Source organism: Pseudomonas sp. BBP2017, from assembly GCF_003024385.1.
Taxonomy (GTDB): Bacteria; Pseudomonadota; Gammaproteobacteria; order Pseudomonadales; family Pseudomonadaceae; genus Aquipseudomonas.
On the sequence record NZ_PVZN01000019.1, the window covers coordinates 1 to 18765 of the forward strand.

General features: G+C 60.8%; 19 protein-coding genes. 11 read left to right on the forward strand and 8 right to left on the reverse strand.

Annotated features, from left to right (window positions below):
* Positions 1-131: 131 nt before the first annotated feature.
* On the reverse strand, positions 132-1721 hold the full coding sequence (locus C6382_RS20055; RefSeq protein WP_107026088.1) for an ABC transporter substrate-binding protein: 1590 nt from the start codon (positions 1719-1721) through the stop codon (positions 132-134).
* A gap of 362 nt (positions 1722-2083) precedes the next feature.
* Between C6382_RS20055 and rpmB the strand changes: the two genes are divergently transcribed.
* Together rpmB and rpmG are read left to right on the forward strand one after the other, a co-directional pair.
* Complete coding sequence (rpmB, locus tag C6382_RS20060; RefSeq protein WP_010225868.1) at positions 2084-2320, forward strand: 50S ribosomal protein L28; 237 nt, start codon at positions 2084-2086, stop codon at positions 2318-2320.
* Between the two features lie 11 nt (positions 2321-2331).
* Positions 2332-2487, forward strand: coding sequence for a 50S ribosomal protein L33 (gene rpmG, locus C6382_RS20065; protein WP_010225867.1), 156 nt, complete (start codon positions 2332-2334; stop codon positions 2485-2487).
* A 63-nt stretch (positions 2488-2550) separates the two neighbouring features.
* On the opposite strand, the gene C6382_RS20070 is transcribed toward rpmG, so the two are convergent.
* Positions 2551-2910 (reverse strand): cupin domain-containing protein, encoded by a 360-nt coding sequence (locus C6382_RS20070; protein ID WP_107026089.1) that lies wholly within the window; start codon positions 2908-2910, stop codon positions 2551-2553.
* Between the two features lie 197 nt (positions 2911-3107).
* Here C6382_RS20070 and C6382_RS20075 point away from each other — a divergent pair, with 197 nt between their 5' ends.
* A complete protein-coding gene (locus C6382_RS20075) occupies positions 3108-4601 on the forward strand; it encodes an aldehyde dehydrogenase (protein WP_107026090.1) in 1494 nt (497 codons plus the stop codon).
* 94 nt (positions 4602-4695) lie between these two features.
* Positions 4696-5835, forward strand: a complete 1140-nt coding sequence (locus C6382_RS20080; protein ID WP_107026091.1) for an MFS transporter — start codon at positions 4696-4698, stop codon at positions 5833-5835.
* Here the strand turns inward: C6382_RS20080 and C6382_RS20085 are convergent.
* Positions 5832-7388 carry a phospholipase D family protein gene (locus C6382_RS20085; RefSeq protein ID WP_107026092.1) on the reverse strand — a complete coding sequence of 519 codons (1557 nt, stop codon included), beginning with the start codon at positions 7386-7388 and terminating at the stop codon, positions 5832-5834. The genes C6382_RS20080 and C6382_RS20085 overlap by 4 nt on opposite strands.
* Positions 7389-7446: 58 nt before the next feature.
* Positions 7447-8877 (reverse strand): PLP-dependent aminotransferase family protein, encoded by a 1431-nt coding sequence (locus C6382_RS20090; protein ID WP_178082808.1) that lies wholly within the window; start codon positions 8875-8877, stop codon positions 7447-7449.
* A 178-nt stretch (positions 8878-9055) separates the two neighbouring features.
* Here C6382_RS20090 and C6382_RS20095 point away from each other — a divergent pair, with 178 nt between their 5' ends.
* The gene (locus tag C6382_RS20095; RefSeq protein WP_107026094.1) at positions 9056-9286 is read left to right on the forward strand and encodes a DUF1127 domain-containing protein; all 231 of its coding nucleotides are present in this window, start codon (positions 9056-9058) and stop codon (positions 9284-9286) included.
* Positions 9287-9400: 114 nt separating this feature from the next.
* Here C6382_RS20095 and C6382_RS20100 read toward each other — a convergent pair whose 3' ends face one another.
* Positions 9401-10705, reverse strand: a complete 1305-nt coding sequence (locus C6382_RS20100; RefSeq protein WP_107026095.1) for an FAD-binding oxidoreductase — start codon at positions 10703-10705, stop codon at positions 9401-9403.
* 115 nt (positions 10706-10820) lie between these two features.
* Between C6382_RS20100 and C6382_RS20105 the strand changes: the two genes are divergently transcribed.
* Positions 10821-11174: a YkgJ family cysteine cluster protein gene (locus C6382_RS20105; protein ID WP_038615877.1), complete on the forward strand. Its 354-nt coding sequence runs from the start codon at positions 10821-10823 to the stop codon at positions 11172-11174.
* A 3-nt stretch (positions 11175-11177) separates the two neighbouring features.
* Here C6382_RS20105 and dadR read toward each other — a convergent pair whose 3' ends face one another.
* Complete coding sequence (gene dadR, locus C6382_RS20110; protein WP_027980766.1) at positions 11178-11666, reverse strand: transcriptional regulator DadR; 489 nt, start codon at positions 11664-11666, stop codon at positions 11178-11180.
* A 156-nt stretch (positions 11667-11822) separates the two neighbouring features.
* Here dadR and dadA point away from each other — a divergent pair, with 156 nt between their 5' ends.
* From dadA to C6382_RS20135, 5 genes are all read left to right on the forward strand, one after another.
* Positions 11823-13124 carry a D-amino acid dehydrogenase gene (dadA, locus tag C6382_RS20115; protein ID WP_107026096.1) on the forward strand — a complete coding sequence of 434 codons (1302 nt, stop codon included), beginning with the start codon at positions 11823-11825 and terminating at the stop codon, positions 13122-13124.
* The gene (locus C6382_RS20120) at positions 13096-13449 is read left to right on the forward strand and encodes a RidA family protein (protein WP_107026097.1); all 354 of its coding nucleotides are present in this window, start codon (positions 13096-13098) and stop codon (positions 13447-13449) included. The genes dadA and C6382_RS20120 overlap by 29 nt, the downstream gene beginning before the upstream one ends.
* Positions 13450-13544: 95 nt before the next feature.
* The gene (alr, locus tag C6382_RS20125; protein WP_107026098.1) at positions 13545-14618 is read left to right on the forward strand and encodes an alanine racemase; all 1074 of its coding nucleotides are present in this window, start codon (positions 13545-13547) and stop codon (positions 14616-14618) included.
* Positions 14619-14726: 108 nt separating this feature from the next.
* Entirely contained in the window at positions 14727-15275 is a 549-nt protein-coding gene (locus tag C6382_RS20130; protein WP_107026099.1) for a cupin domain-containing protein, read from the forward strand.
* Positions 15276-15414: 139 nt separating this feature from the next.
* The gene (locus C6382_RS20135; protein ID WP_178082809.1) at positions 15415-15837 is read left to right on the forward strand and encodes a cytochrome c5 family protein; all 423 of its coding nucleotides are present in this window, start codon (positions 15415-15417) and stop codon (positions 15835-15837) included.
* 96 nt (positions 15838-15933) lie between these two features.
* Here the strand turns inward: C6382_RS20135 and C6382_RS20140 are convergent, their stop codons facing one another.
* Both C6382_RS20140 and rep read right to left on the reverse strand, forming a co-directional pair.
* Positions 15934-16506, reverse strand: coding sequence for a xanthine phosphoribosyltransferase (locus tag C6382_RS20140; protein WP_038615864.1), 573 nt, complete (start codon positions 16504-16506; stop codon positions 15934-15936).
* A gap of 63 nt (positions 16507-16569) precedes the next feature.
* Entirely contained in the window at positions 16570-18579 is a 2010-nt protein-coding gene (rep, locus tag C6382_RS20145; RefSeq protein WP_107026101.1) for a DNA helicase Rep, read from the reverse strand.
* Between the last annotated feature and the right edge of the window lie 186 nt (positions 18580-18765).

Consider the following 18765-nt stretch of genomic DNA (forward strand, 5'->3'; position numbering starts at 1 on the left):
GGAAAGGTGGATGGCAGCTTTGCTCCCACTCGTGCTTTAAGCACCGCGGACTCACAGCTTGCCATCCACCTCTCTCACCCTAGAGTTTACTTCCGGCCATAGACACAAGCGGGCTTGCCCCGCGATCGATGTCAGCGCGAAACATTCACCTTGGCAAAATCCTGGCGCCCAAACGGGCTCACCAGATACCCCTCAACACCCTTGCGCGCCAGCACCGCAGCCGTAGGGTGCGCCAGCGGCAGCCACAGCGCCTGCTGCTGGATCTGCGTCTGGGCCTGCTGGTACAGGCGGCTGCGTACGCTCTGGTCAGTGGTGGTCTTGCCAGCGCTGATCAGTTGGTCGAGGCGCTGGTCGCAATAGCGGGCGAAGTTGGTGCCGGACTTCACCGCCGCGCAGGCGAACTGCGGGCTGAGGAAGTTATCCGGATCGCCGTTGTCACCGGCCCAGCCCATGAACAACAGGTCATGCTCGCCGGCCTTGGCACGGCGAATCAGCTCGCCCCACTCGATCACGCGGATCTCGGCCTTGATGCCGATCTTGGCCAGGTCTGCCTGGAGCAACTGCGCGCCGAGGCTCGGGTTAGGGTTGAGCAGGCTGCCTTGCGGGCGGGTCCAGAGGGTGGTGCTGAAACCGTCTTTAAGGCCAGCCTTGGCCAGCAGTGCTTTGGCTTTGTCCAGGTCGGTGGAGTAACCCGGCAGGTCCTTGGCGTAGCTCCAGGTATTGGGCGGATAGGGACCATTGGCGGCAACAGCCGTGTCTTCGAACACCGCTTTGAGGTAGCTGGCCTTGTCGAACGCCAGATTGATGGCCTGCCGTACCTCGGGCTTGTCCAGCGGTGCATGCTGACTATTGATGGCAACAAAGGCCGTCATGAAGGCTTCGGTCTTTTCTACCTTCAGTGCCGGATCTTCGCTGGCGGCGGCGATATCCAGCGGTTTGGGCGACAAGGCGATCTGGCACTCGTTGCGCTTGAGCTTCTGCAGGCGCACGTTGGCGTCCGGGGTGATGGCGAAGATCAGCGGATCAACTGCAGGCTTGCCGGCAAAGTAGTCCGGGTTGGCCCGGTAGCGGATCACCGCGTCCTTCTGGAAGCGGTTGAACACGAACGGGCCGGTGCCGATCGGTTGGCTGTTGAGCTTTTCCGGCGTACCGGCCTTGAGCAACTGATCGGCATATTCGGCGGAATAGATCGAGGCAAAGCCCATGCTCAGGGTGGCCAGGAAGGTCGCATCCGCGTGATCAAGGGTGAAGCGCACGGTCAGCGGGTCCACAGCGTCGATCTGCTTGATCAGGCTCGGTAGCTGCAGCGATTGGGCGTGCGGGTAGCCGCTCTGAGCAATTTTGTGCCAGGAGTGCGCGGGGTAGAGCATGCGCTGGAAGCTGAACAGGACGTCGTCGGCATCCAGGGTGCGGCTGGGCTTGAAGTAGCCGGTGCTGTGGAACTTCACCTCGGGGCGCAGCTTGAACTCGTAGATCAGGCCATCGGGTGAAACCGTCCAGCTCTCGGCCAGGCTTGGCACCACCTGGCCTTTGGCGGCATCGAACTCGACCAGGCGGTTCATCAGTACATCGGCCGTGGCATTGGTGGTGGTCAGCGAGTTGTACTGAACCACGTCGAAGCCTTCTGGGCTGGCTTCGGTACACACACTCAACGCGGCCGCCTGGGCGAGTGCCGGGCCGAGCAGGGTGGCGAACAACAGGGGTAGAGCGGCAGCACGCATGAGGAATCCTTGGCTGATCGATGGCCCATCTGCCAGTGCAGTCTGGAAAAGTCTTACCCTAGTGTGCCGGGCCAGAAATGGCCATAACCTTTTTTGCCAATCGTGCGACGAGTGGTCGACACCTTGCCGGGCCAGTCGTTATGCTGCTCCGGCGTGTCGCCCAGCAAGGCAAAACACATCTTCTGTTGTTGTGCTTTGGTCTTTCTGGTATAAAGCAGCGCTCTTTTCTAGGGGCTCGGCTTGTCGCATCTGTTGATTGAGTCGATAAGACCCTGAAGAAACACGGCGCCTGGCGCCAAAGACTGAGAGATTAAGCGGCCAACCCATGCCGGGTTGGGCATGTGGTTTTAGAGGGCTGAGGCATGTCGAGAGTCTGTCAAGTTACCGGTAAGGGTCCGGTAACCGGGAATAACATTTCCCACGCAAACAACAAAACCCGTCGTCGTTTCCTGCCGAACCTGCAGCATCATCGCTTCTGGGTCGAGTCCGAGAAGCGTTTCGTGCGTCTGCGCGTATCTGCCAAAGGCATGCGCATCATCGACAAGCGCGGCATTGATGCCGTTCTGGTCGACATTCGCCGTAACGGCGCTAAGGTCTAAGGGAGAGAATCATGCGTGAATTGATCCGTCTGGTGTCGACCGCTAATACCGGCCACTTCTACACCACCGACAAGAACAAGCGCACCACTCCGGACAAAATCGAAATCAAAAAATTCGATCCGGTTGTTCGCAAGCACGTGATCTACAAGGAAGCCAAGATCAAGTAATTGATCCGGCTGACGAAAAAAGGGCCCGTATCTCTGGATACGGGCCCTTTTTTTATGGGCGTGTCATTTCTGCTCGAACATCACGTAAATCTTGCGGCATGGCTCCAGCACTTCCCAGGTACCCTTGAAGCCCGCCGGGATCACGAAGCGATCACCAGCACGCAGGGTTTTGGCGCCACCCTCGTCATCACGCAGTACCGAAACGCCCTGCACGATCTCACAGTATTCGTGTTCAGTGTAATTGACGGTCCATTGACCCACTTCGCCTTCCCAGACGCCCGCAGCAAACTGACCGCAGGGGCTGGAATAGTGGTTGTAGACCGCCTGCTCAGGATCGCCCTTGAGGACTTTTTCGGCGGCTGGGCGGTAGCGTTCAGCCTCGGTGAGCACCTGGGCGAAGTCGATGATCTGCTTAATGCGCATGGTTAGCTCTCTTGTTTGTTTAATAAAATGAACATCAGTAGGCGTTTGGTGCGATTATGTCAAATATATTGATAATTTGGTCGTCTGTGGTTTAGGGTGGCAGGTGCCTGTGCGCGTAGCTCGCCCAAGCCAGAATTTTTGACAGTGCCCGTGAGCCCTCGTGCGGCACTGCACCTTAACAAGAGGAGGAGTTTCGTATGACCACCCTGACTCGTGCGGATTGGGAACAGCGTGCCCAACAACTGAAGATCGAAGGCCGCGCTTTCATCAATGGTGAATACACCGCCGCTGTTTCCGGCGCGACGTTCGAATGCCTCAGCCCGGTCGACGGCCGTCTGCTGGCACAGGTCGCCAGCTGTGACCTCGCCGATGCCCAGCGTGCCGTGGAAAACGCCCGCGCTACCTTCGCTTCCGGCGTCTGGTCGCGTCTGGCCCCGGCCAAGCGCAAGGCCACCATGATCCGCTTCGCTGCCCTGCTCAAGGACAATGTCGAGGAGCTGGCGCTGCTGGAAACCCTGGACATGGGCAAGCCGATCAACGACTCGCTGACCATCGACGTGCCAGGTGCCGCCCAGGCCTTGAGCTGGAACGGTGAAGCGATCGACAAGGTCTACGACGAAGTCGCGGCTACCCCGCACGATCAGCTGGGCCTGGTGACCCGCGAGCCGGTGGGTGTGGTTGCCGCTATCGTGCCGTGGAACTTCCCACTGCTGATGGCTTGCTGGAAACTCGGCCCGGCGCTGGCCACCGGTAACTCGGTGGTGCTCAAACCTTCGGAAAAATCGCCACTGACCGCCATCCGTATCGCCCAGCTGGCAATCGAAGCCGGTATTCCGGCTGGCGTGCTCAACGTGTTGCCAGGTTACGGTCACACTGTCGGCAAGGCCCTGGCCCTGCACATGGACGTCGACACCCTGGTGTTCACCGGTTCGACCAAGATCGCCAAGCAACTGATGATCTACGCTGGCGAATCGAACATGAAGCGTGTCTGGCTGGAAGCCGGTGGCAAGAGCCCGAACATCGTCTTCGCCGACGCCCCTGACCTGAACGCCGCTGCCGAAGCGGCTGCCAGCGCCATCGCCTTCAACCAGGGCGAAGTCTGCACCGCAGGTTCCCGTTTGTTGGTCGAGCGCTCGATCAAGGACAAGTTCCTGCCGCTGGTACTCGAGGCCCTCAAGGCCTGGAAACCCGGTAATCCGCTGGACCCAGCTACCACGGTCGGCGCGCTGGTCGATACCCAGCAGATGAACACCGTGCTGTCGTACATCGAAGCAGGCCACAGTGATGGCGCCAAACTGCTGGTCGGTGGCAAGCGTATCCTCGAAGAAACCGGTGGTACCTATGTCGAACCGACTATTTTCGACGGCGTCAGCAACGCTATGCGCATCGCCCAGGAAGAAATCTTCGGCCCAGTGCTGTCAGTGATCACCTTCGACACCGTCGAAGAAGCGATCAACATCGCCAACGACACCCCGTACGGCCTTGCCGCCGGTGTGTGGACCGCCGACATCTCCAAGGCTCACCTGACCGCCAAGGCCCTGCGCGCCGGTAGCGTCTGGGTCAACCAGTACGACGGTGGCGACATGACCGCGCCGTTCGGTGGCTTCAAACAGTCGGGCAATGGCCGTGACAAGTCCTTGCACGCGCTGGACAAGTACACCGAGCTGAAGGCGACCTGGATCAAGCTGTAACCGCAGCCGCGCGATCCCGTTCACAGCCGGACCTTGCTCGACGCAGGTCCGGCTGTGTTGTTTCTGCACAACCACGACAGCCTGGGAGGCTGCAATGCGTTGGGGAACCTATTTCGCCGTGCTGACGGCGGTGCTCAGTGTCGGTCTGGCGCTGGGTGTGAGCATGCCGCTGGTGTCCTTGCGTCTGGAAGGCTGGGGCTATGGCAGCTTTGCCATCGGCGTGATGGCGGCGATGCCGGCGATCGGCGTATTGCTCGGGGCCAGCCTGTCCAGCCGGCTTGCCGCCCGTTTCGGCACGCCGGGGCTGATGCGTCTGTGCCTGTGGGCTGGGGCATTGTCGATCGGCCTGCTGGCGCTGTTGCCCAGTTATTCGCTGTGGCTGGTGCTGCGTCTGCTGATCGGCATGATCCTGACCATCGTGTTCATCCTTGGCGAAAGCTGGATCAACCAGTTGGTGGTCGAGCAGTGGCGCGGTCGACTGGTGGCCTTGTATGGCAGTAGTTATGCCCTGAGCCAGTTGGCCGGGCCGCTGCTCCTCGGTGTGCTGGGTTCTGAAGATGATTTCGGCTTCTGGATCGGTGCCGGCTTGCTGCTGTTGGCGCCGCTGGTGCTGCTGGGACGTGGTGGGGCGCCAAGCGCAGAGGCGTGCAGCGTGACCCTGCTGGACCTGATCGGTTTCTGTCGGCGCTTGCCGGTCATTGCCTGGGCGATTGCCCTGTTCGCCGCGTTCGAGGCGATGATCCTCACCCTGTTGCCGGTGTATTGCCTGCAGCAAGGGTTCAGCACCGAGATTGCCCTGTTCATGGTCAGTACGGTGGTGGTCGGTGATGCGCTGCTGCAACTGCCTATTGGCGCGCTGGCCGATCGCATGTCACGGCGCAGCCTGTTCAGTGGTTGTGCATTGGCGCTGCTGATATCGAGCCTGGCCATCCCGCTGATGTTGCAAACCTGGCTGATCTGGCCGCTGTGGGTGCTGTTCGGTGCCAGTGCCGGCGGCTTGTTCACCTTGTCGCTGGTGCTGATCGGCGAGCGTTACCGCGATGATGCGCTGGTGCGGGCCAACGCTCATGTTGCGCAGCTTTGGGGCATCGGGTGCCTGATCGGGCCGCTGGTTGCCGGTGCCGGTAGCCAGTGGGTCAGTGGTCATGCCTTGCCGCTGCTGATGGCTGCGGGTGCTGCCGGCCTGGTGCTGCTTGCGCGGCGACCAAATGCTTTTGAGCCGGCGCCGGTCTAGAGCAACCGCTCCAGGCCTACGGCTTTGCTGATCCAGGCGTTGAAGCGGCGCCAGAGGCCTCCGGGTTCGGCGCTGAGGGTGTGCAGCTGGTGGTTGTCTTCGGTCACCCAGACCAGTTCGTCGTTGACCAGCTGCGGCTGGTAACTCAGTGCCGGGGCCATACCCTGGGCCGCCAGTTCGCGGGTGTATTCGGCCAGCTCCGGGCTGTCGACCAGAATGCCGACCTCGGTGTTCCAAAGCACCGAGCGTGGGTCAAAATTGAACGAGCCGATGAAGGTTTTGCGCCGGTCGAAAATCATCGCCTTGCTGTGCAGGCTCGAATCGGAGCTGCCGTAGATGTGCAAGGCGTGCCTGGAGCTGGGGGCGCCGGGCTGGCGACGCAACTCATACAGATGCACGCCATGTTCCAGCAGCGCTTTGCGGTAGGGGGCGTAGCCGCCATGCACGGCGGGCACATCAGTGGCCTCCAGGGAATTGGTTAGCAGTTTGACCGATACACCGGCATCGGCGCGACTGGTCAGATAGAGCAAGCCGGTCTCGCCCGGTACGAAGTAGGCCGAAATCAGAATCAACTCGTGCTGCACGTTATTCAGGTCTGGTGCCAATTGCTGAGTCAACAGCAATTGCGGGTCCGGCACATCGCGGGCCAGGACCTTGCTGGGGGCATCCCAGAGCGCCTGGCTATGTGCCCAGATCAACTCATTGCGCCAGCTGTCCAGGCGCGGCTGAGTTTTGTAGGCCATCAGCTGATCATAGAGGTCCTTGCGCTTGAGCTGCGCCTTGGCCAGTGAGGCTTCCAGGCGCTGGCGGCTAGCACTCAGGTCGTCGGCGTCGTGTGAGCGCCAGAGGAAGTCATCGATGGGCTGGCTCAGGGCGCTGTTCCAGTACTGGTCGAAGCTATGCCCCAGTTGTTCGGCGACTGGGCCGACCCCGAGCAGGTCGATATCGGTGAAGTTCAGATTGGGCTTGGCATCGAAGTACTCATCACCCAGATTGCGCCCACCGACGATGGCCATGCTGTTGTCTGCCAGCCACAGCTTGTTGTGCATGCGTCGGTGTTGCAGGTTCAGGTTGAACAGTCGGCCCATGGCCCGGGTGATCCCGGTGCTGCGCCCCAGTTGCAGCGGGTTGAAGACGCGGATGTGAATATTGGGGTGGGCGTTGAGGGTGCCCATATGGCCTTCAAGGTCGTCGCTGGTGGTGTCGTCGAGCAGAATCCGGACCCGCACGCCACGGTCGGCGGCCAGTAACAGCTCGTGGACCAGGGCGCGGGTGCTGAGGCCGTCATGAACGATGTAGTACTGCAGGTCGATGCTCGACAGGGCGTTGCGGATCAGCTCGGCCCGCGCGCGGAATGCTTCGTTGCTGTTGGGCAGCAGGCGAAAACCGGAACGTCCTTGGTAGGCGGAGGCCTGGCGTTGCACGGAGCGGCCGAAGGCTGAGTCGCTGGCCGGTAGCGCCTGGCTGACTTGCCGTGGCTGGCTGACACTGGCGCAACCACTCAGGCCGACCGTCAGCGACAGCAGCAGGGGTAGCGCGCGCAGGTTTCTCAAGGCAGTGGTCCTTCACGACAGGGGCTTAGGGGTATCGACCGCGAGCGGCGGCGGAACGTTACCCTTCGCCACCTGCTTCGGCCAGTAGACGAATGGCGGTCTCGCCAACCTTGCGTACGGCTGCCTCGATCTCGGCAGTAGGACGCGCGGCGAAATTCATTCGCAGGCAGTTACGGTATTTGCCCGAGGCGGAAAAAATACTACCCACGGCAATCTGTACGCCTTGCTCAAGTAAAGCCCGGTTCAGACGCAGGGTGTCGAAACTTTCTGGCAGTTCTACCCACAGCATGAAACCACCCTGTGGCCGGCTTGCGCGGGTTTCTGGCGGAAAGTAGCGGGTGACCCAGTCACTCATCTGCTCGCGCCCGCGCTGGTACTGACTGCGCATGCGCCGCAGGTGCGGCTGGTAGTGCCCGGCTTCGATAAAGTCGGCGATGGCCAGTTGCGGTTGCGTCGCGGTGCAGCCGGTGCTGATGTACTTCATGTGCAGCACCCGCTCCAGGTAGCGGCCGGGGGCGACCCAGCCGATGCGCAGGCCCGGCGCGAGGGTCTTGGAAAATGAACTGCAGAGCAGGACCCGGCCGTCTTCGTCGAACGATTTGATCGTCCGCGGGCGCGGGTAGGTGTAGGCCAGATCGCCATACACGTCGTCCTCCAGGATCGCTACGTCGAAACGCTGGGCCAGGGTCAACAAGGCCTTTTTGCGGGCCTCGGGCATGATGTAGCCCAACGGGTTGTTGCAGCTCGGGGTGATCTGGATGAGCTTGATCGGCCATTGTTCCAGGGCCAGCTCCAGGGCTTCGAGGCTGATCCCGGTGAGCGGATCGGTGGGGATCTCCAGGGCTTTCATGCCCAGGCCCTTGAGGGTCTGCATGGCGCCGTGAAAGCTCGGTGAGTCCACCGCGACGATATCGCCGGGCTGACACACCGCGCGAATGCTGGTCGACAGCGCTTCGTGACAACCGGTGGTGACTACCAGGTCGGCCGGGTCGAGGCTGCAGCCGGAATCGAGCATCAGCCGGGCGATCTGTTCGCGCAGGGCCAGGGTGCCGGAAATGGTGTCGTAATACAGTCCGGGCATGTCCTGGCGGCGGCTGAGCTGGGCCAGGCTGCGCAGCAGGGGTTTGAGTGTCGGGCTGTCGATGTCGGGCATACCGCGGCCCAACTGCACCACATCCTTGCTCGGTACGCTGCGAACCAGCTCGATAACCTGTTCCCACTGGGAAATTTCCACCGGTCGTTGTGCCGGTCGGCTTACAGCGGGCAGGGCTGGCAGGCTGCGGTCTGTGGGTACGAAGTAGCCGGACTTGGGGCGCGGCGCGGCCAGGCCATTGTCTTCCAGCAAGCGATAGGCCTGCTGCACGGTGCTCAGGCTGACGCCATGCTCCACGCTCAGGGCGCGTACCGAAGGCAGGCGGTCGCCGGGGCGGTACAGGCCTTGTTCGATGCGGGCGCTGAGCAGCTCGGCAAGGTTGACATAGAGGGTCACGGCATACTCCCGTAGAAGACTTTTGCTAACCACCAATACAGATGACGGAAAAATACAGCATTCAGTAGGAAATCTGCCAATTCTGTATGGGAATAATAATTTTATTTTGAATCTGTAATGCTTATCCGCAGGCGCGCAAGCTTCTCCTACGGTTATCCAAACCCGGAGGAGTCAGGCAATGAGCGGTATGAGCGATGTGCGCCTTAAATTGCACGCGGAAGAACTGAGCCGTGAACAGCGTCTGCAGCTGTTTGATGTACCGGCCGGGCTCGGGCGCTGGGGGCTGATGGCGCACCGTTGGCACAGTCGTCGCGCCTTGCTGGAGCTGACGCCCGAGCAACTGCGTGATATCGGCCTGACCCCGGCGCAGGCGCGCGAGGAAGGGCTCAAGCCGTTCTGGCGTGGCTGAAAGGGAGCGGCCTTAACCTGGTGGGCTTGCCCCGCGATTGCGAGCTATCAGGCACATCGCATCGCGGGGCAAGCCCGCTCCCACCGGAGGCGTTGTCCCCCGAGGGTTTCTATCTCAAACCAGCTCTTTGAACCGGTGCCAGAGCATGCCCAGGGCCAATAATGGTGAGCGTAGGTGCTTGCCGCCGGGGAAGGTGATGTGCGGCACCTTGGCGAACAGGTCGAAGCGCCCGCTGTGCTGGCCGCTGATAGCCTCAGCGAGCAACTTGCCGGCCAGGTGAGTGGCGTTGAGGCCGTGGCCGGAGTAGGCCTGGGCAAAGTACACATTCGGCTGGTCCGGCAGGCGCCCGATCTGCGGCAGGCGATTGGCGCCGATGCCGATCATGCCTCCCCATTGGTAGTCGATGCGAACGTCAGCCAGTTGCGGGAATACTTTGAGCATCTTCGGCCGCATGTACGCAGCGATATCCTGCGGATCACGTCCGGAGTAATGGCAGGCACCGCCGAACAGCAGACGACGGTCAGCAGAAAGGCGGTAGTAATCCAGGGCTACACGCTGGTCGCAAACCGCCATGTTCTGCGGCAGCAGTTCTCGCGCCTGCGCTTCGCTCAAGGGTTCGGTGGCGATGATGTAGCTGCCGGCGGGCAGAACCTTGCCACCCAGTTCGGCATTCAGGTCGTTGAGGTAAGCGTTGCAGCCCAGTACCAAGGTGCTGGCTTGCACTGAGCCCTGTGCGGTATGCACCCGGACTTGTGAGCCATAGTCGATGCGGGTAACCGCCGATTGTTCGAACAGGCGCACGCCAAGCTTGCTGGCCACCGTGGCCTCACCCAAGGCCAGGTTCAGCGGGTGCAGATGCCCCGAGCCCATGTCGATCAGGCCGCCGACATAACGGTCGGAGCCGACCACCGTGCGCATCTGCTCTGGTTGCACCAGGCGCAGCTCATGGCGGTAGCCCAGGCTGCGCAGCTCCTCGGCGTCCTCAGCGAAGCCTTGCAGGTCCTTCGGTTTGTTGGCCAGGTCGCAGTAGCCCCAGGTCAGGTCGCAACTGATCGCGTGACGCTCGATGCGCTGGCGGACAATATCCACCGCCTCCAGGCCCATCAGCTTCAGTTCGCGCACGCCGTCGCTGCCCAGCACCGGGGTGAACTGCTCAAGGCCGTGGCCGACGCCACGAATCAGCTGGCCGCCATTGCGCCCACTGGCGCCCCAGCCAATCTTGCGTGCTTCGAGGAGGATCACATTGAGGCCGCGCTCGGCCAGCTCAATTGCTGTGTTCAGCCCGGAAAAACCACCGCCGACCACACAGACATCGCAGTTCAACTCGCCCTGCAACAGCGGATACTCCGGCTGTGGCAGGCTGCTGGCGGCGTAGTAGGAGTCGACGTGAGATGCGGGTGATTGAACAGCGGCGCTCATGGATGAGTCCTGGCTTTAAGTGTTTGGAAAAGTTGACGCAGGATAAGCTGCACTTTCGGCGCCGGGCAACCATGGGGCAAAATAGCGCCATTCCCTTTCTTCGCCGCAGGCCGCCATGAGTTGTAATAGCCATAAGATCCGTTTCCTGCGCGATCAGATCCCGTCTTTCGAGTGCGTTCCCGGTTGCCATGACTGCTGTGGGCCGGTGACTACGTCCTCGGAAGAAATGGCCCGCCTGCCGCGCAAAAGCGCCGCCGAGCAGGAGGCCGCTCTGGCCGAACTGAACTGTGTGCATCTGGGGCCCAACGGCTGCACGGTGTACGAAGAGCGGCCACTGATTTGCCGGCTGTTCGGTACCACGCCGCGCTTGCCATGCCCCAATGGCCGCGGCCCGGCCGAAATGATCGATCCCCAGGCCGAGAAGCTCGTGCACCAGTACATCGCCAGCACCCGTCAGGTGTTGGTCTGAGCCTCAGTCTGGAATTGGCAGGCTGAGGCTTTCTTTGACCTCTTCCATGACAATGTAACTCTTCGACTCGCGCACATGCGGCAACTTCAACAGGATGTCGCCGAGCAGTTTGCGGTAAGAGGCCATCTCCGAGATCCGCGCCTTGACCAGATAATCGAAGTCGCCCGAGACCAGGTGACATTCCAGTACGTGGGGCAGTTTCAGCACCGCGCGACGGAACTCTTCGAAGGTGTCGCCCGACTTGTAATCCAGGCTGATCTCGACGAACACCAGCAGGCTACCTTTGAGGTGCTGCGGGTTGAGCCGGGCGTTGTAGCCCATGATGATCCCTTCGCGCTCCAGGCGCCGGACCCGTTCGGTGCAGGGTGTGGTCGACAGGCCGACCTTTTCGCCCAGTTCAGTAAACGAGATCCGCCCATCTGCCTGCAGGATCCGCAGGATATTGCGGTCGATCTTATCCAGTTCACGTTTGCTTTGGTGCTGGGTTCTCATAGTGGATGCCCCTCCGTAAAAGCGTACTTTGCCGAGAATTCTCGCCAAATATAGGCTTTTATATAGTGAAATGCACTGGTCATACCTTCCTATACTGCGCGCATCTATGCCATTAACAACAAATGTCAGCGGTACGCTGCGTCGAGGGTAATCAACATGCGAGTTCTGGTACTTGGTAGCGGTGTGATCGGAACCGCCAGTGCCTACTATCTGGCACGGCAGGGTTTTGAAGTCGTCGTGGTCGACCGCCAACCGGCAGTTGCCATGGAAACCAGCTTTGCCAACGCCGGCCAGGTCTCGCCAGGCTACGCCTCGCCCTGGGCTGCGCCGGGCGTGCCGCTCAAGGCCATCAAATGGTTGCTGGAGCGCCACGCGCCCCTGGCGATCAAGGCCACCGCTGATATCGACCAGTACCTGTGGATGGCGCAGATGCTGCGCAACTGCACCGCCAACCGCTATGCCGTGAACAAAGAGCGCATGGTCCGCCTGTCCGAGTACAGCCGTGACTGCCTCGACGAGCTGCGCGCCGAGACCGGCATCGCCTACGAAGGCCGCACCCTGGGCACCACCCAGCTGTTCCGCACTCAGGCGCAACTGGACAACGCCGCCAAGGACATCGCCGTCCTCGAGCAGTCCGGTGTGCCCTATGAAGTGCTTGACCGCGAAGGCATCGCCCGCGTCGAGCCGGCCCTGGCCAGCGTCACCGACATTCTCGCCGGCGCCCTGCGTCTGCCTAACGACCAGACCGGCGACTGCCAGCTGTTCACCACCCGCCTAGCGGAAATGGCGATCAAGCTCGGTGTCGAATTCCGCTTCGGCCAGGACATTCAGCGCCTGGACTACGCCGGCGACCGCATCAATGGTGTGTGGATCGACGGCAAGCTGGAAACCGCCGACCGCTACGTGCTGGCACTGGGCAGCTACTCGCCACAGCTGCTTAAACCGTTGGGCATCAAGGCTCCGGTCTATCCGCTCAAGGGCTACTCGCTGACCGTGCCGATCACCGACCCGGCCATGGCCCCGACTTCGACCATTCTCGACGAGACCTACAAGGTCGCGATCACCCGTTTCGACAATCGCATCCGCGTTGGCGGCATGGCTGAAATCGCCGGTTTTGACCTGTCGCTGAACCCGCGTCGGCGCGAAACCCTGGAGATGATCGTCAACGATCTTTATCCTCGCGGCGGCGACCTCAGCCAAGCCAGTTTCTGGACCGGCCTGCGTCCGACCACGCCCGATGGCACGCCGATCGTCGGTGCCACGCCGTTCCGTAACCTGTTCCTCAACACCGGTCACGGTACACTGGGCTGGACCATGGCTTGCGGTTCCGGTCGCTTGCTGGCCGATCTGATCGCGCGTAAAAAGCCACAGATCAGTGCCGAAGGTCTCGATATCTCTCGTTACGGAAAACATCAGGAGTCCGCAAAACATGTCAGTCCAGCGCCAGCTCACCAATGAGCGCATGAGTCAGATCGTTACCCACAACGGCACCGTCTACCTGGCGGGCCAGGTGGGCGACGACATGAATGCGGGGATTGAGCAGCAGACCCGTGAAGCCCTGGCCAACATCGAGCGTCTGCTGGATCTGGCGGGCACCGACAAGAGCCGCTTGCTCTCGGTGACCATCTATCTGAAGGACATCGATGCGCACTTCCAGGGCATGAACAGTGTCTGGGACAGCTGGCTGCCGAAAGGCCTCGCGCCTGCCCGCGCCACCGTTGAAGCCAAGCTGTGCGAGCCGGAAATCCTCGTAGAGCTGTCGGTGGTGGCTGCACTGGCGTAACTGCAATCCCTCACCCGGTGCCGTTGGCGGCGCATCAGCAGCGATCGAGCACCGGGCTTTTTACTTCTAACCAGACTGCCCAGAAGGCTGCCGTCATGCGTCCTGCCCGTGCCCTGATCGATCTACAAGCCCTGCGTCACAACTATCAACTTGCCCGCGAACTGACCGGCGCCAAAGCCCTGGCTGTGATCAAGGCCGATGCCTATGGTCATGGCGCCGTGCGTTGCGCCCTGGCCCTGGAGCAGCAAGCCGATGGTTTTGCCGTGGCTTGCATCGAAGAGGCGCTGGAGTTGCGCGTGGCTGGAATCAAGGCGCCGGTGTTGCTGCTCGAAGGTTTCTTCGAAGCCAGCGAACTGCAACTGATCGTCCAGCATGACCTGTGGTGCGTGGTGCACTCGCTGTGGCAGCTCGAAGCCATCGAGCAGGCGCAGCTGAACAAACCGATCACGGTGTGGCTCAAGCTCGATTCGGGCATGCACCGGGTTGGCTTGCACGCCAAGGACTATCAGGCTGCATACCAGCGTCTGCTGGCCAGCGGCAAAGTCGCGCGCATCGTGCTGATGAGCCACTTCGCCCGCGCCGATGAGCTCGACAGCGCAGCCAGCAACGAACAGCTTGCGGTGTTCCAGAGTGCGCGCCAGGGCCTGAGCGCAGAGATCAGCCTGCGCAATTCGCCCGCCGTGCTCGGTTGGCCGAACATGCCCAGTGATTGGGTGCGCCCGGGCCTGATGCTATATGGGGCAACGCCGTTCGAAGTGCCACAGGCAGAGGCTGCACGGTTGCAACCGGTGATGACCGTGCAATCGCGGGTAATCAGCGTGCGTGAGCTACCAGCCGGTGAGCCAGTGGGTTATGGCGCCAAGTTCATCAGCCCGCGGCCGACCCGGGTCGGTGTAGTGGCCATGGGATATGCCGATGGTTATCCACGCCAGGCACCAAACGGTACCCCGGTACTGGTGGCCGGCAAGCGTACCCAGCTGATCGGCCGGGTGTCGATGGACATGCTCTGCATCGACCTCACCGATGTGCCGGAAGCCGGCCTGGGCAGTCCGGTGGAGCTGTGGGGCAAAAACGTGCTGGCCAGCGAAGTGGCCATGCATGCCGGCAACATCCCTTACCAGATTTTCTGCAACCTCAAGCGCGTACCGCTGGACTACAGCGGCGATTAACACGCTAAAGCGGACAGGCTGCGGGTCGAAGTGTTGTAAATACTGAACGCTGTTGCGATGATAACGTTCAATTTCGACCCCACTCGTTCGTTTAGGAGGGCTCCAGCATTGGACGTCGGTGAACGACTGCAAGCCATTCGCAAGCTCAAGGGCCTGTCCCAGCGTGAACTCGCCAAACGTGCGGGCGTCACCAACAGCACGATCTCGATGATCGAGAAGAACAGCGTCAGCCCTTCCATCAGCTCGTTGCGTAAGGTGCTGGGCGGTATTCCTATGTCCATGGTCGAGTTTTTCTCCGAAGAACTGCAGCCGGAAAACCCCACGCAGATTGTCTATAAGGCCCACGAGCTGATCGATATCTCCGACGGCGCGGTGACCATGAAGCTGGTTGGCAAGGCGCACCCGAGCCGGGCGATTGCTTTTCTCAACGAGGTCTACCCGCCAGGTGCCGATACCGGTGAAGAGATGCTCACCCATGATGGTGAAGAAACCGGCATTCTCCTCGAAGGTCGCCTGGAGCTGGTGGTCGGGCTGGAAACTTTTATCCTCGAAGCGGGCGACAGCTACTATTTTGAAAGTACCAAGCCGCACCGTTTCCGCAATCCGTACGATCAGCCTGCCCGGTTGATCAGTGCGGCAACCCCGGCCAACTTCTAAGGCATACAGCGCGGCGGATTGTCGCGGCTAAGACCCTTTGGACACTAGGGTTGTTTCGGTATGGCAGGGTTCCCGTTATACTTGCGCCGCCTGCGAAACCGTGGCCGCGGGCGTGACTAGCCACCATGAGGGTGTACGTGTGAATCTAATCAAGAAAATGCTGGCCGTACCAGCTGCCGTATTGGCCCTTTGGGCAGTCAGCGCACAAGCTGCGACCAACGACGACATCGCCAAGCGACTGGAACCGGTCGGCCAGGTGTGTGTTCAAGGTCAGGAATGCAAGGGAATGGAAGTGGCTGTCTCTGCTGGCGGCGGCGGTGCCAAGACCCCGGATGAAATCATCACCAAGCACTGCAATGCTTGCCACGGCAGTGGACTGCTCGGTGCACCGAAAATCGGCGACACTGCAGCCTGGAAACAGCGTGCCGACCACCAGGGTGGTCTGGACGGTATCCTCGCCAAGGCCATCACCGGTATCAATGCCATGCCGCCCAAAGGCACCTGTGCAGATTGCTCGGATGACGACCTGATGGGTGCCATCAAGAAAATGTCCGGCCTGTAAACCTGCGCTTCTCCAACAAAGCCCGCCATGTGCGGGCTTTGTTGTTTCAACAGCATCGCGGGGCAATTCGAGTCGTCGCGATGGGATCGAGGTGAATTACTCGATGAAAGTAACCACGCCATCCTTCAGCGACTTGACCCGAGCCAGCGATTCAACGCGGTAGCCCTGGCTGTCCAGCTCGGCACGGCCACCCTGGAACGACTTCTCGATGACGATACCCAGGCCGGCAACCGTGGCGCCGGCTTGCTTGATGATCGAGATCAGCGCCTGGGAGGCTTTGCCGTTGGCCAGGAAGTCGTCGATCACCAGCACGCGGTCGCTGCTGTTCAGATGGCGCGGGGAGATCGCCACGGTGTTTTCGGTCTGCTTGGTGAAGGAATACACCGAGGCGGTCAGCAGGTTCTCGGTCAGGGTCAGCGACTGGTGCTTGCGTGCGAAAATCACCGGGACGCCGAGCTTCAGGCCGGTCATCACCGCCGGGGCAATGCCCGAGGCTTCGATGGTAACGATTTTGGTGACGCCGGAATCGGCATACAGCCGGGCGAACTCGTCGCCAATCAGTTGCATCAGCGCAGGGTCGATCTGATGGTTGAGAAACGCATCGACTTTGAGAACCTGATCGGAAAGCACGATGCCTTCTTCGCGAATCTTCTGGTGCAGTGCTTCCACTGTGGTATTTCCTCGATGTAGCAAGAGTGGCTACGGCAGTGCGCCGCAGCAAAGGTTGATTATCTAACGTTTGAGCATGGCGCGGATATCGGCCAGTGCATTATTGCCGCGCGCCGCCTTCACTTCGGTGGGGGCATCGTCCAGGCCTTCCCAAGCCAGGTCATCGTCGGGCAGCTCGTCAAGGAAGCGGCTCGGCGCGCAATCGATGATCTCGCCGTACTGCTTGCGCTTGGCTGCAAAGGTGAAGGCCAGGGTCTGGCGTGCACGGGTAATACCCACGTAGGCAAGACGCCGCTCTTCTTCGATGGTGTCGGCTTCGATGCTGGAACGATGGGGAAGGATCTCTTCCTCCATGCCCATGATGAACACATAGGGGAATTCCAGGCCCTTGGAGGCATGCAGGGTCATCATCTGCACGCCCTCGGCACCGTCTTCTTCCTCCTGCTGACGTTCGAGCATGTCACGCAGGACCAGCTTGCCGATGGCTTCTTCAATGGTCATCTCACCGTCTTCGTCCTTCTCCAGGGTGTTTTTCAACGCCTCGATCAGGAACCAGACGTTGCCCATACGGAAGTCCGCGGCTTTATCGCTGGAGCTGTTGGTACGAATCCAGTTTTCGTAGTCGATGTCCATGACCATGCTGCGCAGGGCCGCGATCGGGTCTTCCAGGGCAACCTGTTCGCGGACCTTGTCCATCCAGCGTTTGAAACGCTGCAAACGGTCGGTAAAACGGCTGTCCAGATGCTCGCCAAGGCCCAGCTCCTCGCTGGCGGCGTACATCGAGATCTTGCGTTCGGTGGCGTAGTTGCCGAGCTTTTCCAGGGTGGTCGAGCCGATTTCCCGGCGCGGTACGTTGATCACCCGCAGGTAGGCGTTGTCGTCGTCCGGATTGACCAGCAAGCGGAAGTAGGCCATCAGGTCTTTGACTTCCTGGCGTCCGAAGAAGCTGTTGCCGCCGGACAGGCGGTACGGCACCTGATGGTGCTGCAGCTTCAATTCGATCAGTTTGGCCTGGTAGTTGCCGCGATAGAGAATGGCGAAGTCACTGTAAGGCCGGTCGGTGCGCAGGTGCAGGCTGAGGATTTCCATGGCCACCCGTTCGGCCTCGGCTTCCTCGTTCTTGCAGCGGATCACACGGATCTCGTCACCGTGGCCCATTTCACTCCACAGCTGCTTCTCGAACGCATGCGGGTTGTTCGAGATCAGCACGTTGGCGCAACGCAGGATGCGGCTGGTGGAGCGGTAGTTCTGCTCGAGCATCACCACCTTCAGCGACGGGTAATCCTCTTTGAGCAGCATCAGGTTTTCCGGGCGTGCGCCACGCCAGGCGTAGATCGACTGGTCGTCGTCACCTACCACGGTGAACTGGTTGCGCGTGCCGATCAGCATTTTCACCAGCAAGTACTGGCTGGCGTTGGTGTCCTGGTATTCGTCGACCAGCAGGTAGCGCACCTTGTTCTGCCATTTTTCCAGGATGTCGGCGTGTTCCTCGAACAGCTTTACCGGCAGCAGGATCAGGTCGTCGAAGTCTACCGCGTTGAATGCCTTGAGCGTGCGCTGGTAGTGGGCGTAGACGACCGCAGCGGTCTGTTCCTTGGGGTTGCGCGCCTTTTCCAGGGCCTCAGGCGGGAGGATCAGGTCGTTTTTCCAGGCGCCGATCATGTTCTTGATCTCGTCGACGCCATCGTCGCCCGAGTATTCCTTCTGCATGATGTCGGTCATCAGCGCCTTGACATCGGTCTCGTCAAAGATCGAGAAGCCCGGCTTGTAGCCCAGTCGCTGATGTTCCTTGCGAATGATGTTCAGGCCCAGGTTGTGGAAAGTCGACACGGTCAGGCCGCGCCCCTCGCCTTTGCGCAGCAGGGTGCCGACCCGCTCTTTCATCTCCCGTGCGGCCTTGTTGGTGAAGGTCATGGCCACGATGTACTGCGCACGGATGCCGCAATTCTGGATCAGGTGCGCAATTTTGCGGGTGATCACGCTGGTCTTGCCGGAACCGGCACCGGCGAGCACCAAAAGAGGGCCGCCGACGTAGTTCACGGCTTCTTGTTGCCGGGGATTGAGTCGGGACATGACGAAAACCGGGGTCGCTAGAAAAATAGCCGCGCATTTTAGCAGGGGTGGAAAGATTCTGCCGCGACCGTCTGACAGTGTGACGTACCACGCGATCTAAATTTGCCGCTTTTGTTACTTTCCCGCAGGATGCGTGCGAAACCTGCGGGATGTCGGCAATGGAGTGGCTCGACGTTAAGTGAAAAT